The 23988-nt window shown below is 55.4% G+C and carries 13 protein-coding genes; all 13 read right to left on the bottom strand.

Annotated features, from left to right (window positions below; translation table 11 throughout):
- Positions 1–53: 53 nt before the first annotated feature.
- On the bottom strand, positions 54–1589 hold the full coding sequence (locus HFP08_RS15180) for an alpha-amylase family glycosyl hydrolase (RefSeq protein WP_240941409.1): 1536 nt from the start codon (positions 1587–1589) through the stop codon (positions 54–56).
- A 128-nt stretch (positions 1590–1717) separates the two neighbouring features.
- Positions 1718–2602: a carbohydrate ABC transporter permease gene (locus tag HFP08_RS15175; protein ID WP_168121439.1), complete on the bottom strand. Its 885-nt coding sequence runs from the start codon at positions 2600–2602 to the stop codon at positions 1718–1720.
- A 20-nt stretch (positions 2603–2622) separates the two neighbouring features.
- Positions 2623–3513 carry an ABC transporter permease gene (locus HFP08_RS15170; RefSeq protein WP_168121438.1) on the bottom strand — a complete coding sequence of 297 codons (891 nt, stop codon included), beginning with the start codon at positions 3511–3513 and terminating at the stop codon, positions 2623–2625.
- 64 nt (positions 3514–3577) lie between these two features.
- On the bottom strand, positions 3578–5293 hold the full coding sequence (locus tag HFP08_RS15165; protein ID WP_168121437.1) for a type 2 periplasmic-binding domain-containing protein: 1716 nt from the start codon (positions 5291–5293) through the stop codon (positions 3578–3580).
- Between the two features lie 213 nt (positions 5294–5506).
- A complete protein-coding gene (locus tag HFP08_RS15160; RefSeq protein ID WP_168121436.1) occupies positions 5507–6871 on the bottom strand; it encodes a response regulator in 1365 nt (454 codons plus the stop codon).
- The gene (locus tag HFP08_RS15155; RefSeq protein ID WP_206109255.1) at positions 6868–8652 is read right to left on the bottom strand and encodes a sensor histidine kinase; all 1785 of its coding nucleotides are present in this window, start codon (positions 8650–8652) and stop codon (positions 6868–6870) included. The genes HFP08_RS15160 and HFP08_RS15155 overlap by 4 nt, the downstream gene beginning before the upstream one ends.
- Before the next feature lie 219 nt (positions 8653–8871).
- Positions 8872–10326 (bottom strand): UDP-N-acetylglucosamine 1-carboxyvinyltransferase, encoded by a 1455-nt coding sequence (gene murA, locus HFP08_RS15150; protein WP_168121435.1) that lies wholly within the window; start codon positions 10324–10326, stop codon positions 8872–8874.
- Positions 10327–10576: 250 nt separating this feature from the next.
- A complete protein-coding gene (locus HFP08_RS15145; RefSeq protein ID WP_168121434.1) occupies positions 10577–10846 on the bottom strand; it encodes a DUF1146 domain-containing protein in 270 nt (89 codons plus the stop codon).
- A 24-nt stretch (positions 10847–10870) separates the two neighbouring features.
- Positions 10871–14167 (bottom strand): S8 family serine peptidase, encoded by a 3297-nt coding sequence (locus tag HFP08_RS15140; RefSeq protein ID WP_168121433.1) that lies wholly within the window; start codon positions 14165–14167, stop codon positions 10871–10873.
- A gap of 488 nt (positions 14168–14655) precedes the next feature.
- A complete protein-coding gene (locus tag HFP08_RS15135; RefSeq protein ID WP_168121432.1) occupies positions 14656–16047 on the bottom strand; it encodes a sulfatase-like hydrolase/transferase in 1392 nt (463 codons plus the stop codon).
- Positions 16044–21539 (bottom strand): discoidin domain-containing protein, encoded by a 5496-nt coding sequence (locus HFP08_RS15130; RefSeq protein WP_168121431.1) that lies wholly within the window; start codon positions 21537–21539, stop codon positions 16044–16046. Before HFP08_RS15130 ends, HFP08_RS15135 begins: the two co-directional genes overlap by 4 nt.
- A 159-nt stretch (positions 21540–21698) precedes the next feature.
- Positions 21699–23054: an FAD-dependent oxidoreductase gene (locus HFP08_RS15125; protein ID WP_168121430.1), complete on the bottom strand. Its 1356-nt coding sequence runs from the start codon at positions 23052–23054 to the stop codon at positions 21699–21701.
- A gap of 22 nt (positions 23055–23076) precedes the next feature.
- A complete protein-coding gene (locus HFP08_RS15120) occupies positions 23077–23973 on the bottom strand; it encodes a carbohydrate ABC transporter permease (protein ID WP_168121429.1) in 897 nt (298 codons plus the stop codon).
- Between the last annotated feature and the right edge of the window lie 15 nt (positions 23974–23988).

The following is a 23988-nucleotide window of genomic DNA, read 5'->3' as shown; positions in this document are numbered from 1 at the left end:
GCGGCAGCATGAACATCCATGCTGCCGCTCCAGATCAATTGCCAGGTCAGGCTCTACTTCTGTATCGTGTACCATTCAAACTCCCAGGGAGCCAGCTCAAGAGATTGTGCGCCTTCCACCGTAACAAGCGACTCATCCGGTGTGGAGCCCACGATTTCCTTACCCGCCCCGCCAACGGCTCCATCGCTGCCAGCCGCTCCACCGGGAGCTCCGCCGTCCGCATACCTGTGATACTCCCCCGCCAGCTCCTCGCCGATCGCGACCTCGCTCGTCACGCTGTCCCCCGACAGATTGAGCACCGCAATCACCGTGTTGCCGTCCTTCGTGCGCTCGAAGGCGAGCAAGCGATCATCACCCGTCTCAAGGGAGTGGAAGTCGCCGCCGGCGGAGCCGTTCCACAATGCCGGATTGTCATGCTTCAAAGCGATTAAGCGCTTATAGAAGCTCTGCATCGAGAGATCGCTCCAGTTGATCTCATCCTTGTCGAAGAACAGCAGCCGCTTGTCAAGCCCCGCTTCCTGACCGGAATAGATCAGCGGCATGCCCGGCATGAGGAAGCTCAGCGCAGCCATCGTCTTCACGCCCTCGCCCAATCGCTCGTGCACCGTGCCCGTCCATGAATTCTCGTCATGATTGGACGTGAAGTTGAGCGGGTACGTGCCTGCCGGGTAGCTCTTCACCAGGCGCTCGCCATAGCTCTTCACCTGCAGCGCGTTGCCATGCCCCTTCGCGATGCGATTCATCATATTATAGAGCGACCAGCCATAATTGCTGTTGAACGCATGCTGAAGCAAGCCAATCTGCTGATCATCCTCCGCCAGCATATAGACCGGCTTCACCTGCTCAAGCTCGACACGCGCCTCCTCCCAGAACGCCTTCGGCACGCCGCTCGCATAGTCTGCGCGATAACCGTCGATGTCGAACTCCTTCACCCAGTAGGTCATGGCGTCGATCATCGCCGCCTGCATATCCTGATTCTCGTAATTGAGATCCGCGACATCCGCCCAATCGGTTCCGGGCGGCATCACGATGCTGCCCGCTTCGTCCGTGGTGTACCAGCCGGCATTTGCCGTCCACGCATTATCCCAGCCCGTATGATTGGCGACCCAATCGAGCATTACCTTGAAGCCCATCTCATGCGCCTCATCCACCAGCGCCTTGAAATCCTCCGACGCGCCGAATTCCGCGTTCACCGCCTTGTAATCATCAACCGCATAGTAGGAGCCAAGTCCCCCGTTGCGGTTCGTCTTCGAGATGGGATAGATCGGCATGAACCATAGAATATCGACGCCAAGCTCCTTCAACCGGGGCAGATGCTCCGCGAACGCCGCAAACGTGCCCTCCTTCGTATATTGCCGCACATTGACCTCGTACATGACGGCGTCCTTCGACCAATCCGGCACCGGCACTCCGCTGCCACCGCCGCCTTGCGCCTGCGGCTGCCGGGATTGCGCCGAAACGGCCTTGCCGGGCGAATCGGCGGAATTGGCATCGGCGGAGTTCCCTCCGCTGCCGCCCGAGCAAGCGCTAAGTCCAATCAGGAACATCACCAAAGGCAAAGCCAACCACCGCTTTATTTGTTGACGCAAACTGTACCCCTCCCAGCCTCGTTCAGCGCAAGTTTCGTCCTGTCCTGAGCCGCCTTACATGATGCAGCCCTTCCTTGCTCCGTCCAATTCTTTCTACCTTGCCATGCCATCGTTTCATTCAACCCTGCCTAACCCTTCACCGAGCCAAGCGTAATGCCCTTCACAAAATACTTCTGTAAGAACGGATAGATGACGAGCAGCGGCAGCATGGAGATGAAGATTTTCGCCGCGTTCAGCGTCTGATTCGACAGCGTCGACATCCTTTTCACCGATTCCGCGTCCATCTTGGTCGGATCAATCACGACCGCCACCTGTCGGATGTATGATTGCAGCGGATAATGATCCGTTTTGTTCATCAGCACCAACGCCTGAAAAAACTCATTCCAGTGATACACGATTGTGAACACCAGGATGGTCGCCAGCACGGGGACCGCGAGCGGCAGGCAGATGCCGAGCAGAATGCGCCAAGGCCCCGCTCCGTCGATCATCGCGGATTCTTCCATCTCCTTCGGCATATTGCGCAAATAGTTCATGACGAGAATAACGTTGAATACCGGCAGGCCGCCCCCCAGCACTAGTCCCCATATATTGTTGATCATGCCGAGCGATTTCATGGTCAAATACCATGGCACCAAGCCGCCGTTGAACAGCATTGCGAACACGAGCAGCCACATAATGATATTTCGCGGCTTGAACTCCTTCGACGTTTTCGACAACGGATACGCCATCAGCAGCACGACGAAGAACGAAATCGCCGCCCCGTACACCACCCTCTGCACCGAGATGAAGAACGACGTGAAGAACTGCCCGTCATGCATAATCGTTGTATAAGAACCGAAGGTGAGGCCCTTCGGCCACAGGAATACTTGCCCTGCAGAAGCCGCCGCCTTGTCGCTGAGCGAGATCGACAGCGTATACCAGACGGGAACGAGACAGAGCAGCATAATCAGCACGAGCAGCAGCAAGTTCACGCCATTGAGAAGTCTTGATGCCGCCGAACGTTCGGTTATCATAGCTCTTCACCCAACCTTTCCTAGAAAATCCGGTAATTCGCGAACCGGTACGCCAGCGTATACGATACCGCGATCAGACACATGCCCACAATCGATTTCAGCAAGCCTACCGCCGAAGCGAGCCCGTACTGCATATCGATGAGACCCGCGCGGTACACCCAGGTATCCACAATATCTCCCGTCGAGTAGACGGATGGGTTGTACATATTGAAGATTTGATCGAAGCCCGCATTCAAAATATTGCCAAGACTCAGCGTTGCCAGCAAAGCCGCAACCGGCATAATGCTAGGAAGCGTAATCTTGACGAGCCGCTTCCACTGCGAAGCCCCGTCGATCGCCGCCGCCTCGTACATCTCCGGATTGATCGACGTCAGCGCCGCGAAGAAGATGATCGCGTTGAAGCCGAATTCCTTCCAGATATCGCTGCCGACGACAAGCGCCGGAAACATCGAAGCGTCCGCGAAGAACAGCTTCGGCTCGAAGCCAAGTCCCATCAGCAGTTGATTCACCGGGCCCGAATACGAGAAGATATCGAGCATCATGCCCGCCACGATGACCCAGGACAAGAAATGGGGCAGATAGACGATCGTCTGAACCGTGCGCGTCAGCATGCGGTTCTTCACTTCATTGAGCATGAGCGCGAAGACCAGCGGCACGAGCAGGTTCCCAACCATTTTGGCAAAGGCAATGACAATGGTGTTCCGGAAGATCAGCTTGCTGTCGTCCAGCTCGAACATGTACTCAAAGTTGTCCAGCCCCACCCAGGGAGACTTCAGAATGCCGATGCCCGGATTGAATTCCTTGAATGCCGTAATGACGCCGTACATCGGATAGAGGTTATAGAAGATCAACCACAAGAGTCCGGGCAGCAGCATGATGATGAAATGTTTCGCAAAGCTTCTGTGTATCATTCTCCCCACTTCCTCCTGCTCGAATAGCAAGACGAGCGGCAAGCGCTCGTCCCCGGCTGCTGTTCTATTGCAACGCCTTAACCTCTTCGGTTACTTTATCGCCGCCTTGCTCCTTCCACTTCTTCACGAAATCGTCAAACGCGCTGATGTCCTCGCTGCCAAGAATGATTTTGAGGAACGTCTCGTCCTCGAGCTTCTTCAGGTTGGTCCATCTCGATTCCATCGTTTTCGTCTGAGCGGTTGCGATGCTTCGCACCCAGTTGATATCCGCATCGACGAAGGTTGAGCCGCCGTTCAGATGCGCATAGATATGCGTGAAGAATCCGGGATCGGTCTTCTGATCAAAATATTGAATATCATAGTCGTCCACCGGATCAAGCTTGATTGCCTTCACATGCGTCGCCATTTCGTAAGCCCAGCCATAGTTGATATTGTCGACATCATCGACCGTCATCTCATCCTTCAACACTTTGCGCAGCGCATCCACCGCATATTCCAACTGATCGCCCGCACCGAGGATCAGGAACAACGGCACCTCTTGCGAGGTCATTTCCTTGCCCGCCGTCAATGTCTTGTACTCTTCATCCTTGCCCCATTTATGAAGTGTCGTCATCTTGATGACTGCTTCCGGATGCTTCGCCTTCTTGCTTACCACGATATAGCTGCTGCCCGTTGCCTGATTGGAGTTGAACTTGCCCGCTGCGTCCACCGGCGCCGCGTAAGGTCTCCAGTTCGCGTTAGGATCATTCGCCATCGAATCCGCCAGATTGTACGCCGACCACCACGGTCCGAAGAAGATGCCGGTTTGACCGCTTGCCACTACCTCTGCCGTGCTCTTGCGAATGCCCAGCTCCTTGTCGAGAATGCCGTTCTTGTACCAATCGCTCATCATGGAGAGAGCCGTCTTCGTCTCCTCTGTAATCGAGCCGTAAACCGCATCGCCGTTCGCATCCTCCACCCAGATTCCCGGATACGCGTCATTGGCGAAGAACAGCGGAGCGAAGTTGTACCAATGATCTGTCGATGCCAGGAAGTTGGACGATAATGTTCCGCCTTGCTGCGTGCCGATGATGCCGACCGTGTTCTCGCCGCCCATCTTGTTTTCAATGAATGCTTGCGCGATCGCCTTCAGATCATCCAGCGACTTCGGCGCTTCGAGTCCCAGCTCATCCAGCCAATCCTTGCGAATCCAGGTCATCGGAGCGGACGGCAGCGTCGTCTCCGGCAGCGCGTACAGCTTGCCGTCGAAGGTTACGCTGTCCAGCAGTCCCGGATTGGAATCGTACACCGCTTTCAATTCCGGACTGGCGTACTGGTCATACACCTCTTGCAAATCGGCAAGCTGTCCCGCCTTCACCATCTGTCTCAGCTGCGTCTCGTTCACAACCAGCGCGTCCGGCAAGTCGTTGCTGGAGATCGCGAGGCTCACCTTCTGCTGGTAGTCATTGCCCTGGGCAGCCTCCCAAGCATGTTTCACCACAATGTTGTATTTGTCGCTGAGCCAGCGCGTGTACACATTGTCCTCCGCCGTGTCGCTGCCGTCGTACTTGTAGTTCGGGTCAATCGCGCGACCGATCGAGATTTCCGTCGGCTCGTCGAACTTGGCGAACGGATCAATCACCTCGTCCGCAGCTGTTGTTGCCGCAGGCGTCTCCGCGCTGCTGCTCGGAGCGGTTGTCGCCCCTCCGCTATTATTGCTGTTGTTGCCGTTGCCGCTGCACGCGGTCAAGGTTGCTGTCACAAGCATGACGGCAACTACCCAGAAAACAGCCTTCTTCATGTGTATCCCCCTTGTTCTTCATCATGATTTTATCGACATCCCTACTGTATCACGCTCCCGCGCAGCGCCGGGATAGAGAGCTTGACGCAGTCAGGGTAGAGCAATCGCTTTAGAAAACAAGAGACGCGCGAAAAGGTTCTACCCTCCTTCCGCACGTCTTCTACCTTCTCCCCGATTCCCCTCCTCTTGCTGTGCAAGTCGCTCTCTGCTCGGCTATTTCCCCTGCTGCCGATACTCGCTTGGCAAGATGCCGCTATGCTCCCGGAATAATCGCGAGAAATATTTCTCGTCCGTATAGCCGATCTGCTCCGCAATCCATTGAATCGTCTTCGATGTGCCGCGAAGATACTCCTTCGCCCGTTCCATGCGAATATCTCTCATGTAATCGGTATAAGTCTGGCCCATATACTGCTTGAAGCATTGACTGAAGTAGCTGCCGCTCATATTGACTCGATGCGCCATCTCGGATGAGGAAATTCCCTCGCCCAGATACTGCTGCGCCAAACCAACCGCCTTCAGAATGCTGCTTTGAATCTCCGGGGAGAACTGCTGTTTCGCTCCTGCCTGGCTAATCCGCTCCCGCACCTCGTTCAGCCACTGCTCGAATCGATGCCAGCTCGGGAAGAAATCCTCGATCCTGATCGGTTCCGCAAGAATCGCCTGATACAGCCTGTTCCATTCATCCGATAAGGAATAGAAGATGCGAGCCAGACGGACGGAAGGCAGCCTCAGCGCCTTCAGCTCCGCAAGCTGTCGCGCGTACAGCTCGTCATCCTGCATCCAATCCGCCGCGCCCCATCTCGTCTTCAGCTCATCCATCCCGACGATGTCGCCCGATTTGTCTCCGGCGCATTTCAAGACCTCGCTCGCCAAAAGCTCGCGGCAGCCCTGTTCAGGTTCGTAATCATAGAACAGCTCTTTCTTGCCGTATGCACGAAGCAAGCCAAGCAAACTCCTCCTGTCCTTCTTCCCGAGATTGACGAAGCGAACACAGGCAAGCGTGGAAACGACAGGATGATCGGCGGGCAACGGCTCGGCGCCGTACCAGATGCCCGGTTCCGCCTCCATTAATAAGCCTTGCAGACTCTGCCCTGTTCGAGTCTCTTCCACATTCACATGCATGGCATAGTAAGCGTAGATCTCATCGCCCTGCAAACCGCCCGCGTCAGGCTGTATCGCTTTCCTCCTCCCTCCTTCCTTCTGCTCCATTAACCGGACTATGCGGCCGAGCACCTCCTCGAACTGCTCCTCCTCCAACTGAATTTTGGCAATATAATCAATAGCTCCAAGGCGCAGCGCCTCCTGCACATACTCGAAATCCTGATGCAGCGACAGCACGACAATCGGCACATGCTCGTATCTCTTCCGAACAATCCGCATGAGCTCAATGCCCGACATGACCGGCATCGACAGATCCGTCAGCAGCAGATCAATCTCATGATTCTCCATAAACTTCAACGCATTCTCGCCATTATTAGCTTCGCCTGCAATCTCCATGCCGAATTCCTCCCACGGCATCGAGGAGATTAGACCTTTGCGCACCAGCTTGTCATCATCTACGATTAATACGCGTATCATTCGAGTTCCTCCTTCCGCTCGGCAGGCATGAGCGCTGCAGGAGCTGACACGGGCAGGCGCAAGGCGATAACCGTGCCTTTCCCCAGCTCGCTCCGGATGTGCAGCTTGGCTTCGTCTCCATAATTGGCATGCAGAATCCGCTTTACATATTTCATCCCGATACCCATTCCGACTTTATGGCTGTCTTCGCTATCATCGCCAAGCAACTGCTCGATCTGCTCCTTGGTCATGCCCGCTCCATTATCCTGTATCGTAATCTGCAAGCCCCCCTCCCCGGGCAAGACGCTGACATGAATATAACCGTCGTCGCTTACGCCATGATAGAGCGCATTCTCCACCAGCGGCTGCAGCAGAAATCTTGGACTCGACAGCGTCAGAGAATTCGTGTCAACCTCAATATCCACATCGAATTGAAAATCATACCGAATTTGCTGCAGCTGCAAATATTCCTTGAGCGCGTTGATCTCATCGCCGATGGTCGAGGTCTCGCCCATCTTCCCGAGATTATAATAGAGCAGCTTGTTCAGACTCAGCACCAGCTTGTCGATTTCCTTCTGGCCGTTCATGAGCGCCAACCAATGCACGGTGTCCAGTGTGTTCATGAGGAAATGCGGATTAATCTGGTACAGCAGCTTCTCGACCTCAAGCTCTCCCCTCCGCTTCTCCTTCTGCTCGATCTCCTCATAGAGCGCCCATATCTTCCCCTTCATGCTGCGAGTCTGATACAGCAAATAATCGAATTCCGGAATATGCGTCAATTCCCTGTGCTCGCGATCATCTGAGTGGATTAGCGATTTGATCTCGCGATGGAATTTATCCAGTGGCCGGTACACCATCTTCCACAGCAGCCATGCAAAAAACATGGCGACGATGATAAATAGGAGGAAAACTCCCGAAATCTGCAGCAGCCAGCGGTTTCGCTCCTGATGCAGCTCTCCCTCCGGTACGATGGACACGATGCTCCAGCCCTGATTGCTCGTCTCCTTGCTCCAGAAGTAGCCCCCCGCATAACCGGATTGCGAAGTGCTGTCATTGCCCTTACCCACCGCTCCGACACTAACTCCGGGGAATAATTCCTGCTCCTTGAATGCGTCCGGCACCTCGCTGAAGGTAATTCTGCCCGTCGTATCAAGCAGAATCAATCTGCGGGTACTCTCTTTGCGATTCTGGGGCGCGAACAAAGTAGCAATCGCATTGCGCCCCGACTCAATATATAAGTAGAGATTCTGATCGGGCAGATTCACCTTGCGCATCAAGCTGAACACATATTGATTAATCGAACCGTTATAGCTGAGATGCGGGCCGTAATACGCAATCTCCGGAGAGTCGGCCATAAGCGGCAATTTCTCCGGCGAGAAGCCTTCGCGCACTCGGAAGTTCTCGAATTCATACGTCCCGTCATCCGGACTGTAATACAGCAGTAATCCGATATTCGGATTGGAGAAGGTAATAATATTAAGCTCGGTTCGTATTTCATTGTTGAGACGCAGCTTCTCATAGGGCTCCCGCTCCGTCGCAAGCTGCTCGATCAGTTTATTCGCGCCTCCGCCGTAAGCGAGCTGCTGCGACACATGATTCATATTGTTAAGCGTGTTCTCAAGCAGCATAAGATCCTGCTTCAGATTGCTCTGGAAAGCGTTCTCAACTTTATTGCCGATAATGGAATCAATCGTATAGAACGAGATAAAGCCCAGACAGATGAACGGCGTCAGGCTGCTGATCAGAAAGATGAAGATAATGCGGTTCTTGAAGGTGATATTATTCCATCGTCTCTTGGACATAGGCGTTCACGCGCTTCCTTTCCTGCTCCTCCGTCTCCTTCTATCATAGCGCGAAAGGACTAGCCGCGAGTAGGATGATTTTTAGCTGACGGGGTGGAAATATTTTAGAAGCACCAAAAAAAGCGAGGAACTATCTTCCATCCGTCAAAGCCCTATGCCTTGATGGTTGCAAGATAGTTTCCCGCTTGGTAGATCCGCTGTATTGCAAAAGGCAGGGCGTTATGCCCAGGTCGGCTGAACCTTCATAACCGCAACTTCCTTCTCGCGCTTGAAGGAGGAAGAATCAGACATTGTTGCGCTTGCGGCTGCCTGGCCCTTGTTCAACGCATGAGCCGCGACTGCCGACGCCGCAATCGCTTCATTGCCAAGCTCAACGATCTTGGCTGAAGCCGCAGCTGTCGATGCATGAACAAGTCCTTCTTCAACCCGCGCGATATCCGCGCCGAGCGATGCAAGCTTGCCCGTTATGTTCACATAACCGCGATCTACATGATGCAGCCCCGTTACCTCCGTCTCTCCTTCCGCGCGCAAGGCGGCGCAGATCAGAGCGGCTCCCGCGCGAAGATCGGTAGCGCATACTTTGGCTCCCGTCAGCGGAAGGCCGCCGGTCACGATAGCCGAACGCCCGTCAACCTTAATGCTGGCGCTCATCTTCTGGAATTCCTCCACATGCATGAAGCGATTCTCGAACACCGTCTCCGTCACCACGCTGGTTCCTTCCGATGCGAGCAGCAATGCCATCATCTGCGATTGCATATCCGTTGGAAAGCCCGGGTGCGGAAGGGTCTTCACATCCACGGCGCGAAGAGACTTGGCCGAGCGAACCTGAAGCCCGTTGTCGCTCTCGATAATGGTTACTCCCATTTCCTGCAGCTTGGAAATAACAGGCGTGAGATGATCGGCAATGGCGCCTTCCACGAACACATCGCCGCCGGTAATTGCCGCCGCAATCATGTAGGTGCCGGCTTCCACTCGATCCGGAATGACATGATGATTTGCGCCTTTCAGGCGCTCGACACCCTCAATGCGGATCATGCCTGTTCCTGCTCCGCGAATCTTGCCGCCCATAGCATTAATGTAATTGGCAAGATCGACGATTTCCGGTTCCTTAGCCGCATTCTCGATCGTTGTTGTGCCAGATGCGAGCGCAGCCGCCATCATAATGTTCTCTGTCGCGCCTACGCTTGCCACATCCAGATAAATCTTGGCGCCCGTAAGTCGTCCGTTCACGCTGGCCTCAATGAAGCCTTGGCCGAGCATAATTTCCGCGCCCATCGATTCAAAGCCCTTCAGATGCTGATCAATTGGACGCGTTCCAATCGCGCAGCCGCCCGGAAGGGATATTCTAACCTTGCCCACTCGCGCAAGCATCGGACCCATGACGAGGAAAGAGGCTCTCATCTTGCGGATCAATTCATACGGAGCTTCGTACGAAGAAATAAGCGGCGCTGATACACGCATCGTTTCATTATGATAATGGAGCTGCGCGCCGAGAGAGGCAAGCACATCCTTAATTGTCATTACGTCGTCAAGGAGCGGAACGTCATGGATGACGCTTTCCCCTTCCGTCGCTAATAATGAGGCCGCAAGGATGGGGAGCACTGCATTCTTTGCGCCGCTGACGCGGACCGTGCCCATTAAGCGCCTTCCTCCGCGGACGATTATTTTTGTCATTTTTGTGTTCCCTCCGCGAATAGCATTTTACGTACTTTGTTGTCTCGATAGCTTGATGCCAATGAAGCTTTCTTGCTCCGTCCCGAGATAATCACTATCTTTCATCATAACATTATCCTGCAGTTATCGACAAGAATTAGTTTGTTTCCAATTGCTGAATGGGCCGAAAGTACCTCTTCCTACATGTATCGACTTTTTTCGCGAAAAAATGAAGGTCCGTATTACCCATTGTTAACAAGTTTCGCCGATGTTATTCGACAAATCCCTTCAATAATAAAGTGTAGCCCCAATATTGCAAAATAAATTGAGCCAGCATATGCCCAACCGCGACCGAAAGCACGACTTGAAGCATTCTCGCCTTCGCATTTCTCGGAAATCGGAAAAAGCTTTCCCATTTCACTTCTTGCAAAAGCATCCAAACGAAGAAAATGCTGAGCAGCTCCGCGATTAAGGAGAAAAGACCGAGCATGCCGCTGGCCATCCCCAGGTTATTAATCACATCATTTGTTTCGGTAAACATGGTTTACCCTTCACCCGCCTTAGCTCATGAACTGGTGTAATAACGATAGAGCAACGATACAAATTCGGCTCTGCTCGCCGTATTTTCCGGGAAAAAGAGATTATTGCCGCTGCCATTGAGCTTTCCGTCCTGCTTCATCGCATATAAGGCGGATGCATACCATTTGCTTAGCTCCACATCCTCAAAGGGCTTGCTCATGGGCAATCCTTCAGGGAGACCTTTGACCCGGGAGATCATGACCGCCATCTCCGCCCTCGTAATCGGCTCATCGGGATGGAAGCTTCCATCCGGGAAGCCTTGAACCCATTTTTTCTGAGCGGCCTTTGCTATGTAATCCGAGGCCCAATGTTTGCCCGCATCTGTGAATGTCTGGTTCCTCGCAGTCATGTCGCCGCCCATGGGAACGAACGCTCTGACCAGAACCGCCGCCGCTTCCGCTCTCGTAATGGAGCGTTCGGGCTCGAATCTCTGATCGCTGTAGCCGGTTATGAAGCCTTTGTCCGCAAAGCTGACAATTTCCTTCCTCGCCCAGTGCTGCGCAATATCTCTAAAGCCTGACACCAGCCCCTCTTCGTTAAGCTTTAACCTGTAATATTGATTCTGAAACATTTGCGGAGCCGTCAGCAGCACATAATAGATATCCGGCGGAAGCACCAGCTCCTTCGAATGCACATTGCCGGCGTTGCCTGTATCCGTATCGAGAAGCGCGTTCATCTGCTTGTCGAACACCTGCAAACGCAGCGGAACGTCAAGCGGGACGCCGTCAATCGCGAGAGACACGACGCTTTGCCCCGTGAGTCGGAATTGGAACCAATCCTTATCCTCCTTCTTGTCGAACACGCCTACATATTCCGTAGTCGGTTTGATCTCAAGCGCCTCGTAGGATTTGTCATTCGGCTCGTTCGGATCGGCAAGCTGCGGCTGAAAGTCCAGCTTCAAGCTGTACTCGCCGAGCGTCGGACTCGCCTGCGTCGAAATCGCGTTATGCACGCGGATATAGTATTTGCCAGGCGTAATCGAGATAAACGGCGATTGCTCTGCTTCGCCTTCGCCATGATCGTCGTAGAGCATAAGAGGCTGACCGTCGCGCTGCACGGAGAGTCCCGGATCGATGCGGACGAAATCCGTGCTCAGTGTAAGCTGAAGCCTGCCTTCCTGCTTGAAGGTGATCTCGAACCAATCGCGGTCTGCCGTCTGATGGAAATTCCCCTTCACCGTCTGCGACCCAGGCGCGAGCACTGCCGCTTCGTCGGATCTGTCATTCGGCTCATAGCTGTCAGGAGCCACGACAAAGCTGTTCGATATCGTATAGGAGAGGCCCGGGGATTGATTCGACTGGGCTAGCTGCAGCTTGATTAGCTGCCTGCCCTTCCGGACCTCGAAGGTTATTTCGTCGCTTGCCAGAGACACATCCTTGTAAGCGCTCAGATTGCTCCCTTCGTAGAGGGAAATCCTCGCTTTCTGAGCGGACTGCCCCTCCGTCAGCCGCTCTTTCCACTGCAGAGTGAGCTTCCCGGCGTAAGGAGCGTCTACCGCGAACCAATCCGTATCGCCAAGAGACGCCAATTCTCCGTTCATCTCCGTCTGTATCGGCCACACTGCAGCTTGCGCCTCGCTGTCGTTCGGCTCGAAGGCGTCCTTGGACAAGGTTGCGGCCAGAGCTTTATCGATTTGCAGAATGCCATAGCCGGAGGTTGAATCAACGCCGGGAGCGCCGATATCCTTCGCCGATTGTCTCAGGAGCGCTCGCACCTGATAAGGCTTATACGCAGGATGCTGAGCAAGAATGAGAGCGGCGGCGGCGGCAACTTGGGGCGCGGACATCGATGTGCCCTCTTCGGCATGATAGGATCCGCCAACCTCGGTCGTATATACGCTCCAAGGCGCCAAGAGATCAAGCTCCGTTCCGCTGTTCGACCTGGGATCCGGCGTATTGTCCGCTCTTGCCCCGCCAACGGCGAGAACGGTGGGATAGGCGGCAGGGTATTTGACGGCTACCTGGTCGCCAAGCGTCAATCCGTCGTTGCCGGACGCGGCTACGAGCAGCACGCCGTGATCCTCCGCATACTGCACGATATCGAGCATATACGGGGAGTATCGGTGAAGGCCGACAGACAGCTCGACAATCTTGGCGCCGTGATCGACCGCGTACATAATCGCCTCGCCCAGGTCCTTCTCCGTGCCGTCTCCCCATTCGTCGAGCGCTTTGATCGGCATCAGCTTCGCATGCCAGACAATGCCCGACACGCCCGTTCCGTTGTTGCCCGCCGCGGCAATGACGCCGGCTACGCTCGTGCCATGCCCGTTGTCGTCATCGGCGGTCTTGCTTTCGTCCAGCAAATTGATGCCGGGAATCAAATTAGCCTTCAAATCCGGATGGTCGAGATCGACTCCCGTATCGACTAGCGCAATGATTAGTTCGGACTGATCATGCTGCGTCTTCCAGGCAGCCGGAGCGCCGATCTGCTCCAGATACTTCTGCTTGGCAAGCTCTGGATCATTGGCTGTAACGGGTGAAGCGGCTAATTTCCCGACGCTGGCTTGGTCAGCCGCCGCTTCATCCTTGCTGACAGGAGCAAGCGTCTTCGCCGCCTGATTTTCGATTGGCGCAGAAGCCGTCGATTGGCTGCCCGACGCTAGTTCTTCAGTCGACGCTGTCGAATCGCTTCCCTCCGCGCTTGTCGGAGTCGGCGAAGGCGATGCGGTCGGGAGTTGGCTGTCGCTTTCACGAACTTCCACTGCTTCGGTCGGCGGCGGAGTGATAGTCGGCTCTATGCCGCCGTCGTCCCCTGAACCGCTGGACTGCGGTTCAGGGGACGACGATGCCTGCAATGCATACGGCTTGCCGGTTGATGCGGACGAGGCATCGGACAGAATGCTCACCTTGCTGTTAGGCTCCACATAGGCTACGCCAAGCTCGCTCCGCAAGCGGCCGAGCCAAGCGTCAACGTCCTCGCCCGCATCCGCGGCGGGACGAACCTCCAGCACCGCCGCCTGCTCCTGGCGGTGCAGCACCTCCACCCCGCGCAGCTCATGGGCCAGCGCGGGATCGCTCCAGCGGAGCAGCCAGCTTTGCGGCTGCTCCTCAGCGGCGCCGGAGGGCGCCGTTTCCGCGGCGCGGCTGAGCGCCGCCGCGGGTTGCTGCGCGGCGAGCTGCCGCGCCGAGACTGCAGCGGCCGGGCCGGCTGCAGCTCCGGCGGCGGGCGCAGCCGGCGCCGCCGCCGCGAGCGGCGCGCTCGCCAGCGCGAGCGTCAATACGAGCCGCGCAAGCCTGCGCGGCCATCCCTCTCTATTCATCATCGATGCAATCACATTGTTCATAGCATTCTGCCTTTTTTAACGTATTTCATAACTATTTCGGTTATGCGATACGTATTCCCTTCTTTTTTCATGAAAAAGGATCGATTCCCGCAAAAGGAAACGAATGATCTCGTCTTCTGTCGGCCTCTTACACCGCAAACCGGGACGACTGCTGTAGAAAGTATGTATATTGCTCCCGATCCCAAAATGACCGCATCCCGGATGCTTCACATTCTTCTCGCATAAATACCCTTCTTTCCAGACTATGAATCAACAGCCATTCACAATCCACCTTTATAAAATTCGCATAACCCCTCCTCTTTTGGTCCGTAGAGCAAAGATATTTTTTCCGTCTTCTCCCTTCATCACATAAACGAACCTTCTGACACAATTAAATTGAGCCCCTTGCAATGCAAGGAGCTCAACGCTTGTTTAACAGTTCACTTCTGCGATTATTTCCAATCGCCACCCTTGACGACATCCATTCGGATAACGAAAGAGTTGTCTCCTTACACGAAGGCGTCCAATTCGGGATTGTCAAAAAACGATCGCAGCGTGTTCAAAGCGAAATCATCCGTCTCTTCGGCCCAGGCCAAGAGCTTGCCGCGCATCTCCCATACGGTCTCTCGATAGGCCGGGTCGCGGAAGAGATTGGTCATTTCCTGAGGATCGTTAGCCAGATCGTACAGTTCATCCACCTCATGGACCCGGAAGACATATTTGAACCGTCCGGTTCGAACGGCTCTCACGACATTGAGCGTGACTGTCGCTCCGTGATGCTCAACGAAGACCTCTTCACGGCCCTTGAAACGCTCGCCGCGTAAGCATGGAACGTAGGACAGACTGTCCAGTTGCTCCCGTCGGGGCGCGTCCGCAAGCTCCATCACGGTATTGAACAAGTCGGTCAGGGTGATGAATGATTCGCATACGCCAGGCATGAAGTGCCCTTTCCAATACATAACCAACGGGATGCGAATCAGATCCTCCAGCGCCAGCTCGTTCTTGCCGACGAGTCCGTGACGGCCCATCAACTCGCCGTGGTCGGAGGTGAAGATAATGACGGTGTCGTCGAACAACCCCTTCTCCTTAAGCTTGTCGACAATGGATCCGAAGGCTTCATCGAGCATGGTGACGGTGCCGTAATAACAGGATAGCGCTGACGCCGTGCGGTCCCAATCGTTGTTCATGCGGCAGAAGTTGGCGTTGCCCCCGTGCTTCGTGAACGTCGTCGGCTTGTCGCGGTAGTCATCCCGGAAATTGTCCCATTCCTGCATAAGTTCGGGATTGTACTTGTCCGAATAGGCTTTCGGCGCGATCCACGGCACATGCGGTTCGATGCAGGATGCGAACAAGAAGAACGGATCATCCTCGTCGCTTCGTCGATCGAGCCAGTCGCTCACCGCAGCGGACAGCCGGAACGATTCGGTATGCTCCCATTCGGCGGTCGTACCGGCGAGAACCTCATCGCCGTACCGCTTTTTGAGTGTGACGACCGGCGTGATCTCAGGTTCCGCCGCAGGTTTCGCCAGGTGCAGCTTTTCGGCAAATCCATGCTCCTCCGGTCCCGTCGAGCCGATATGCCATTTGCCCGCATAGACGGTATGATAGCCTTCGCGCCGCAGGGCGGTTCCGAGCGTCTCCGTCTCGGGATCAAGCTTGTTCACGAACGCCATATGAGAATGCGAATTCTGTATCAGCTTATGCTGATGCGGGTGCAAGCCTGTCAGAGCGGTCGCCCTTGCCGGCGTGCACATCGGACAGTTGGTGAACGCGCTCGCGAAGGTAACGCCGTCCTTCATTAAACGGTTCAGATGCGGCGTATGGCACAATCCGCGCTCGCCGATCGTATCCGCATTTTGCTGATCGGTCATATAGAGCAGAATATGAGGACGTTTCTTCATGCATTTCCCCCTGTAGCAGGCCAATAACCAATATTCAATTCCGCGCAGGCAGCTTGGCCGGAGCTGCCGGATAATGCTTCTAGCCGAATATAGCGCGCTTCGACCTCTTCGAACGCCGCCGACTTTACGGACAAGTCCTTGATCCACGTGCCGTTGCTGACGACCTGGGTGAATGCGACTCCGTCCACAGAAGTGTACAGGTTATATGCCGTGATCATTCCCTTGGTCGTAGTCTCGTCTTGCCTTGGCGTATAATCCAATTGAGCCACCTGGTACACTTCGCCCAGATCCAGTGTTAAGGACTGAGGAAGAGTATCTACCGGCAAAGGTCTGGTTCTGATGTTCCAGTAGGTATCGGAATCTCCGTCCAGCACCAACTCGGGCGTATGATCCGTCTGATAGCTGGCTGCCGTTACCGTCATTTGGGACTGGGGAACGTACTGCATCGTCGGAACCGCGTATTCGACGGTGATGAGAATCGTCTCTTCCACTTCTCCGCCCTTCCCGTCCGTCACTTGGAAGGTAACCGGATAGACCCCCGTCTGGGAAGCATCCGGCGTCCAGGTGAACTCGCCGGTTAACGGATCCAATACCGCGCCAGCCGGCAACCCGGAGGCGGCATACTGGAGATTATCCTGGTTAGGGTCGGTTGCAACAAGCGAGAATGCAAGATTGACGCCTGGCTCTACCGTGCGGTCCCCGATTGGTGCGAGAATCGGCTTCAGATTAAGATATCCGACATGGATTTCCGCCGCACCCGCTTGACCCGAGCCTCCCGCTAGAGCCTCCAGCCGGACATAACGCGCCCATGCCGTGCCGAAGAAGGCGCTCTTCTCCGAATCATCCTTAACCCACGTTCCGCCGATGACCGCCGGGACGAAGTCCTCCCCGTCCGCGCTTGTATAAAGGTTATAGTCCGAAATCATGCCGGACCTGATCCCGTCCTGTCTCGGCAAATAGCGAAGCTCCGCCACTGGATATAACGCGCCCAGATCAATCGTGAGAGACTGGGGCAGTTCATCCGCTGGCGCTGGCGTCTTGCGGATCATCCATAGCGTCGAAGCGTCGCCGTCGATGGCCAGGGAAGGCTCATTCCCGGCATTGTAGCTGCTGGCCGCAACCGTCATTTCCGTTTGCGGCACGTATTGAATCACCGGTTGAACATCCGTTACGCTTATCGTTACCTGCTCGCTGTCCGAGCCTCTCTTGTCGTCGCTAACGATGAAGGTGATTTCATACGTACCCGCCTGCGTGTAATCGGGCGTCCAGACGAAATCGCCGGATGCAGGGTCCAGCGACGCTCCCGCCGGCAATCCCTGCGCGCTGTAGGTCAATGGATCCTCCTCCGGATCCTCGGCAGAGAGAGTGAAGCGAAGCTCAGCTCCTTCCTCGCCGGACTTGTTCCCGATAGCCGACAGCACAGGTGACGCATTGACGATCGGGTGAAATGAGGATAGGTCTGTCAGCGTCAAATCGCCGTAAAGCCCAACGTCCTTCTTGGCGCCAATCCCGCTCATGAATTCCATCCAGCCTCTTCGTCCGCTCCCGTCATTATCGTTGACCAGGAACGAGAAGCCGAGATCCGTACCTTCCTCCGCCGTCATTCCGGGAGGCAGGTTATCCGACCACTTCAAAGCCGCTTCATAGACGGTGCGCGTTCCGGTTCTATTAACATCCGCCAAGCTTTCGCCCAGATTGGCGGCCGTCACGCCGTCGACGCTGGACGTGATGGCGGTCAACACGTCGCCTGTATCGCTTCGAAGGGCGATACTGATTTCGCTCTTGCCCAGCGCTCCCGGTACGCCCGCTCTCCCCGGATCAATGGCGAACTGGATGCTGTCGGCCTGCCAGACGTTGGCGGCCGCGTTCGTCTGCACATGCGAATTGTCCGTTACCTCGACGCCAAGGTACAAATAATCGTCATCCCATTTCAGACGACCGATTGCGCTCAGATCTTCGGGGCCCGCCCAGTCTTCCAGCTTTACCAATTGTGAAGCTTCATCCAATTGGAAGCCAAGTCCGTCCTGCCACTCGGTTTCATCCAGCACACCGTCAATCGCGATCGCATTCTCCGCTTTTACCGCGGTCAGCGCGCTCATATCGCGATCGATGACGGTCACTCGGCCGTCGTCATATCGGATTTCGAGCCGGATTCGCATCGCCCGGTCCATGGTCATGTATGGCGCCGGGATGCGAATCAGCCGTTCCGTCTGCGGCGCCAGATCGTCGAATGCATATTCGCCCGCCATTTCCTCGGGCTCTGTCACCTCGACCGTTCCTCCAGCTATCGTATGAGCGCTCATCAGATTGCGAATTCTCACCCCTACGTCCCAGCCGTCCCCCGCCGTGTTGACCATGGGACCTGCTTCCTCCGTCATAGCCGGCATCTTGACGAGCGGCGTCTCAAGTGCGGCATACCGTTCGCCGGAGGGTCCGGTTGGATAGAGGAGGATCGTGCCGGAATTCTCCAGCGCGTCCGATGCGCCGATCGTCAGCGTATCGCTGGATTGTCCTGCCGCGAACGAGGTGCCCGACTGCAGCGTGGCGCCATCCGGCAGCCTGACGTCATAGGTTCCGGACAAGCCTTCCGCAGTCGAGGATCTTTCGACGGTGAGAACGGCGCTTTCCCCAGGAATGATCCGGATGCCGTCACCGTCGATGAGGAAGGAAGGTTCGCTCAATTCCGGCGCTGCGGAGAAACTGCCTTCGATATAAACCGGCGAACTGGATATCGTCAGCGTGACCGCGCCATTGCCGTCGCCGGCATAAGTTTGCGGATTGCCGAAGATGTCGGAGACCTCGAGCGCGCTCACGCCGAAGTTCAAGCCCACGGTTTTCGGTTCCCCGTTTGACCAAACCAACAGAACATCCTTGTCGTCGGAAGCCCGATGGAACTTGTGGATGCGGACATCCGCGTCGAGATCGTCATAGGCTTCGACGAAGTCGGCGCCTGCCAACTTGGCGGCTGCCGCGTTGAATGCGGCATAGGCCGGTTTGGCCGCGCCTCCGGCGCTTTGGCTCAAGAGGCCGAAGTTGAACTCCTTGTCGGAAGGATCGGTCCCGTCGTTCAACAAGTCGTACCAGTACAATCGGTCGATGAGTCCGCGGTTTTCCAGAAACGCGGCATACAATTGGACGCCGTAGCCGGCCGTCGTCATTTCGCTGAACCCGCCAGGCGACTGATTGGCCCAGCCCGTTTCCGTCACCCACAGCTCGATGTCCTTGATGATGCCTTTGGATACGATATAATCTTGCAGATCGTGGAAAAACCCAACAAAATCCGCCTGCTCCGGATTCGTGCGCATGTAGGGATGGAAGGAGAACGCATCCACATAATCGCATGCCCCGAGATCAACGAGTTCCTTCAAGTAAACTGCGTCATAACCTACGGCCACGCCGCCGACCATTTTAGCATCGGGATTGGCCGCCTTCACGGCCAGCGAAGTAGCCTTCAGCAGCTCGAAATAATCGGCAGTCGTATTGCCGGGACTTCCATTCCATTCGTTCCATACTTCGAAGGTATCGACGCGCCCGAGCAAATGCGACGCCAACGTTGCGGCGTAATTGGCGAATGCGGCTCTTTCCTCCGGCGTATCGATGATCCCGTCCACATAGAGCTTGTTATTGCCGTACAACGTCACCAGAACGTCGATCCCCTCGTTTTGCGCCGTGTTCAAGTACAGCTCGTGGCTGGCCGGATACGTGAACACCCCTTCCTTCTTTTCCACCGTATCCCATCTATAGCTGTCCCGCAACGAACCTGCGCCGGTTTCGGCCAGCAGTGGTATCAGTTGCACCGGATCACCCTTCTGCTGAGAGAAGTGGGTGGAGATTCCGAACGCAGGATCGCCGGCGTTTTCCGGCAAAGGCGCAACGACGCTAAGCGGAAAGTCCTCGTTCACCGTCACGGTGCCTTCCGTATTCGCGCCTCGAATGACAAGGGTATACGTCCCTTTCGGCAGCTGCGTTTCCAACTCCAGCGAGTATGGGATTTGCAGATCGTAGCCAAGCAGGGACATGCTGAACTCTCCCTCGGCTACGACGCTTTCACGGTGATCCAACACTTTGTACCCGAAGTCCATGTTTTGCGGCGTCGGGAACTGGTTGGTCACGGACAGGTTGAACGAGATCGGCTCGCCGGGCATGAAGATGTTGCCTGTCGTAACCGGCGTAGCGTCAACCTGAACCGTGCGGATTTTTTCCACCGTAATGCTTCCGAAGCACACCGGCACGCTGGTGCTGATTCGGAAATCGGCCCCGTGAAGCTTGTCATTGTCAAATTTGGCATCGTCGATTTCATACACCTTCGTTCTCCACGTGTTGGTGCCATTTAATTTGACTGACTCCTTGGTGGCATTTCCCGAATCGACGGAGCTGTACATCAAGCCGAATTCGCTATTGCCCGGCTGCGCCTTGTCATAATAATCAATTGATATTCTTACCTTGTTCTTGCCCCCGTGCATAAAGGTGTCGCTGACGTCGGCATAGAGATATTTGGCTCCCGTGTCGGGACTGGTCTCCCAGCCTGTCCGCCCCGCATAGGTCGGCATTGTCACTTTGCCGCTTCCGTCCCCCTTCCAGACATGAATGCCGTCCTCCGTCGCTGTCGTTCCGAAGACAATGCCGACCTGGTCCTCGTCCCGGATGACGCGCAAGGGAAGTTCCGTCTCCGCGGCGATGGAAGCATCGGCATGGACAGCCTGAACGGACACCGCATATTCGCCTTCCGGAAGCTGTCCGAATTGAAGCGCTTGCAAGATTTGACCCTCCGCAGTCACAACAATGGGAATCTCCTCTTCCACAACCGGCGATTGGTCCTGCAAAACCTGGTAAGCGATCGTAAGGCTTCGATCCGTCAGGAATTGATTCGTCACCGACAGGTTCGCCGCGACGTCCTGCCCTTCCATGAACGTATTGTCCGGCCTGGTCGTCGACGCTTCCAATTGAATCACTCTGATCTTCCCCACCGACAGGCTCGCGAAGGAGATGGAAGCATCCGTATTCAGCCGGAAATCAGCCCCGTGAAGCTGGTCGTTGTCAAACTGGGCGTCGTCAATCTCATAGATGTGCGTCATCCAGGTATTCGTTCCGGTCAAGATCACTTTGGGCATAGTGGCATGTCCGGAAGTGACGGAGCTGTACAGCAGGGTGAAGCCCTGGCTTCCGTCGCCTTCCACATCGTAATATTCCACGGTGATTCGTACTGTATTGCGCCCGCCATGGATGAAGCTGTCGTCTACGTCTGCGTAAATATACCTGAGATCTTCCTCCGGCTTCGTCTGCCAGCCGGGCTTGCCGCCGTAGGTGGCGGTGCCCACCGTTGCCGAGCTGTCGCCCTTCCATACGTCGATCCCGTCATTGATAACGTTCGGTCCCAACTGAACACTCACGACTTCGGGAGCATCGGCATAAACCGCTCCCATGCGAATCGGCAGCAATGCGGCTGCCATGACCAACACCAGCACCTGCGCAATCCATCTTTTCCTCCTCAATCTTCATCCCTCCAGTTTAGTGAACTCGTTCAGCTGCCGCTGAATAAATGCAACTCACCGGCAACTTACCGTCTTGTTGCTTGAACTCGCTGCACTCCCGCGGTTAAACGATTCATCACCTCCCTTCCGCGCAAATGTGCACCTCGTTGCAAGGAGCGCTTATTCCAAAATCGCCCCGTGCCTCAGCAGTTCTCCCTGAAGCAGCTTCACAGGAAGAAGAGCAGGTTCCACCTTGCGCTTGAAGGACAGGGCTGCCGCCGTTCCGGCCGCTTCGCCCAAGGCCATGGAAATCGCCATCACCCGAAGCGAAGCCATCGCTTCATGCGTAGATGAGATGCAGCGCCCCGTCACCAGCAGATTGCTCACTTTGTCCTGCAGCAAGGCGCGGTATGGAATATCGTATGACGTGCCCTTCTTCAATCGGGTAATCTCCGTTTCATGGCCCAACGGATCGTGGATATCGATCATATAGTGGGCTTGCGCGATCACGTCGTCGAACTGGCGCAAATTCAGCACGTCGTCTTCCGTCAGCGTGTACAGTCCCTTGATCCGCCGCGTTTCCCTAATTCCGGCGTGGGTGGCCGTGCGAAGAAGGAAGCAGTTCTCGAAGCCCGGCATCCAGTCTCTGAAGAAAGCCGTCGCCTCCTCGACTTGCATGCGCCCCTCGATCTCCGCCCTGGTCAAATCCTCCGCGTTCGTTCCGTCAATCTTGCCGATTCTTGTAAAATTCGCATACATCACATCGGGTCTTCCCGGCAAGCTCCAGCAGATGCCGATATTGTCCCGAGGCACGCGGGCCAGATAGCCTTGTTCCTTGGCGCGGGCCACACGCTCCCGCTGTCCTTCGATGATCGTATGATTCACTCCGAGTGTATGTCCGTCGAATGGTGCCCCCGGGCTGGCGTCGAGCTCCCGAATCACCTTGTCGCCGTCCACCCCGCCTAATGCAAAAATCATGCTCACCGGCTGAGTTAACCCGTCGGAGGGACGCCCCTGTTCATATCCGACGCCGGCTTGTACCGCCACATCCGCATCCCCCGTGGCATCGATGAATACGTCGGCCCTTATCGCCTGGCGACCGGATTTGCTTTGGACAATGACAGCGTCCAGACGATCGCCTTTCATCGCCGCATCCGCAACCCAGGTATGAAGCCTCAGCTCCACTCCTGCCTCCATCAATGCCTTGATATAATACAAGCTCAGCGCTTCGGGATCGAAGGGCTCGAAATTGTCGGTTTTCACCAACGCGCCTTGCCGGTACAACGCTTCCCGCATCTTTCCGAAGATTCCGCCGATAATGTGCCGCTCACCGTCATGGAATCCGCTGGCGAAGGCCGCGACCATCGCGGCGGTTCCCACGCCGCCCGGAAACGCCCCTTTTTCAATGAGCATGGTCCTCGCTCCGCTTCGGGCAGCCGCCACAGCCGCGGCGAAGCCGGAAGGACCGCCTCCCGCAACTACGACATCCGTTTCCCGAATAACCTTTATCGCTTGACCCGGCATCCATATATTCATGTCAATGTGCCTCCCTGTTGAATTATCCTTTCAAACCCGTTCCGGCGATGCCTTCCACGAACCACTTCTGGAAAAACGCAACGACCAGTATGACCGGAAGCAAAGCGGACACGGCGCCTGCCATCATCAACGTATAGTCCGTAGAATACTCATGGACAAAATTGGTTAGTCCCAAGGTAATCGTGTACAGTCTCTCGTCTCTTAAATAAATGAGAGGCCCCTCGAATTCGTTCCAATGCGAAGTGAAGCTCAAGATTAAGAGCGTCACAATGGCCGGCTTCGTCAATGGCACGCAAATTTGCCCGTAAATACGCAGGAAACCTGCCCCGTCCATCTTAGCCGCTTCCACCAATTCGTTCGGAATTGTGAGAAAAAACTGGCGCATCAGGAAGGTTCCAAATACGGTGAAGATGCCGGGCAAAATAATCGCCAGATGACTGTTGATCAAACCCAATTGGTCAAACACGATGAATCGAGGAATCAGGAGCACCTGTCCGGGAATGATCATCGTCGATAAGTAGAGCAGGAACAGGCCATTCCTTCCCTTGAAATTCAGTTTGGCGAAGGCAAAACCCGCCATGGAACTGGTAACCAGAGAGCCGAGCACAGTGAAAAAAGTGATTTTAATCGTATTGAAATAATAGAGCAGGAAGTTGTAATTTCCAGCCCAAACGTCCAGGTAGTTGTCGGGATTCCACCGTTCCGGAATCCATTCGATCGGGAAATTGAACAAATCCGCCTGTACCTTGAAGGATGCCGAGAGCATCCAGATGAAGGGCGACAAGATCAACGCCCCGACCAGAAACATCACGATGCTAACGAGCGCTTTGAATACGGTCAGCCAGCCTGCTGCTCTTCGGCTCCTTTTGACAATAACCGCGTGCGGTTGCTTCCACTCTGCCGTTTCCGATCCATGCATGTCCGCCTCTCCTTT

Origin of the sequence: Paenibacillus sp. HB172176 (genome assembly GCF_011947265.1) — a bacterium.
Taxonomy (GTDB): Bacteria; Bacillota; Bacilli; order Paenibacillales; family Paenibacillaceae; genus Pristimantibacillus.
This window is presented reverse-complemented; position numbering and strand designations above follow the sequence as displayed.

Bases quoted from the DNA above. Each gene is read 5' to 3' on its own strand.
- HFP08_RS15145 (WP_168121434.1), bottom strand. From the start codon at position 10,846: ATGTTTACCGAAACAAATGATGTGATTAATAACCTGGGGATGGCCAGC.
- HFP08_RS15170 (WP_168121438.1), bottom strand. From the start codon at position 3,513: ATGATACACAGAAGCTTTGCGAAACATTTCATCATCATGCTGCTGCCC.
- HFP08_RS15140 (WP_168121433.1), bottom strand. From the start codon at position 14,167: ATGAACAATGTGATTGCATCGATGATGAATAGAGAGGGATGGCCGCGC.
- HFP08_RS15120 (WP_168121429.1), bottom strand. From the start codon at position 23,973: ATGCATGGATCGGAAACGGCAGAGTGGAAGCAACCGCACGCGGTTATT.
- HFP08_RS15155 (WP_206109255.1), bottom strand. From the start codon at position 8,652: ATGTCCAAGAGACGATGGAATAATATCACCTTCAAGAACCGCATTATC.
- HFP08_RS15125 (WP_168121430.1), bottom strand. From the start codon at position 23,054: ATGAATATATGGATGCCGGGTCAAGCGATAAAGGTTATTCGGGAAACG.
- murA (WP_168121435.1), bottom strand. From the start codon at position 10,326: ATGACAAAAATAATCGTCCGCGGAGGAAGGCGCTTAATGGGCACGGTC.
- HFP08_RS15165 (WP_168121437.1), bottom strand. From the start codon at position 5,293: ATGAAGAAGGCTGTTTTCTGGGTAGTTGCCGTCATGCTTGTGACAGCA.
- HFP08_RS15135 (WP_168121432.1), bottom strand. From the start codon at position 16,047: ATGAAGAAACGTCCTCATATTCTGCTCTATATGACCGATCAGCAAAAT.
- HFP08_RS15160 (WP_168121436.1), bottom strand. From the start codon at position 6,871: ATGATACGCGTATTAATCGTAGATGATGACAAGCTGGTGCGCAAAGGT.
- HFP08_RS15175 (WP_168121439.1), bottom strand. From the start codon at position 2,602: ATGATAACCGAACGTTCGGCGGCATCAAGACTTCTCAATGGCGTGAAC.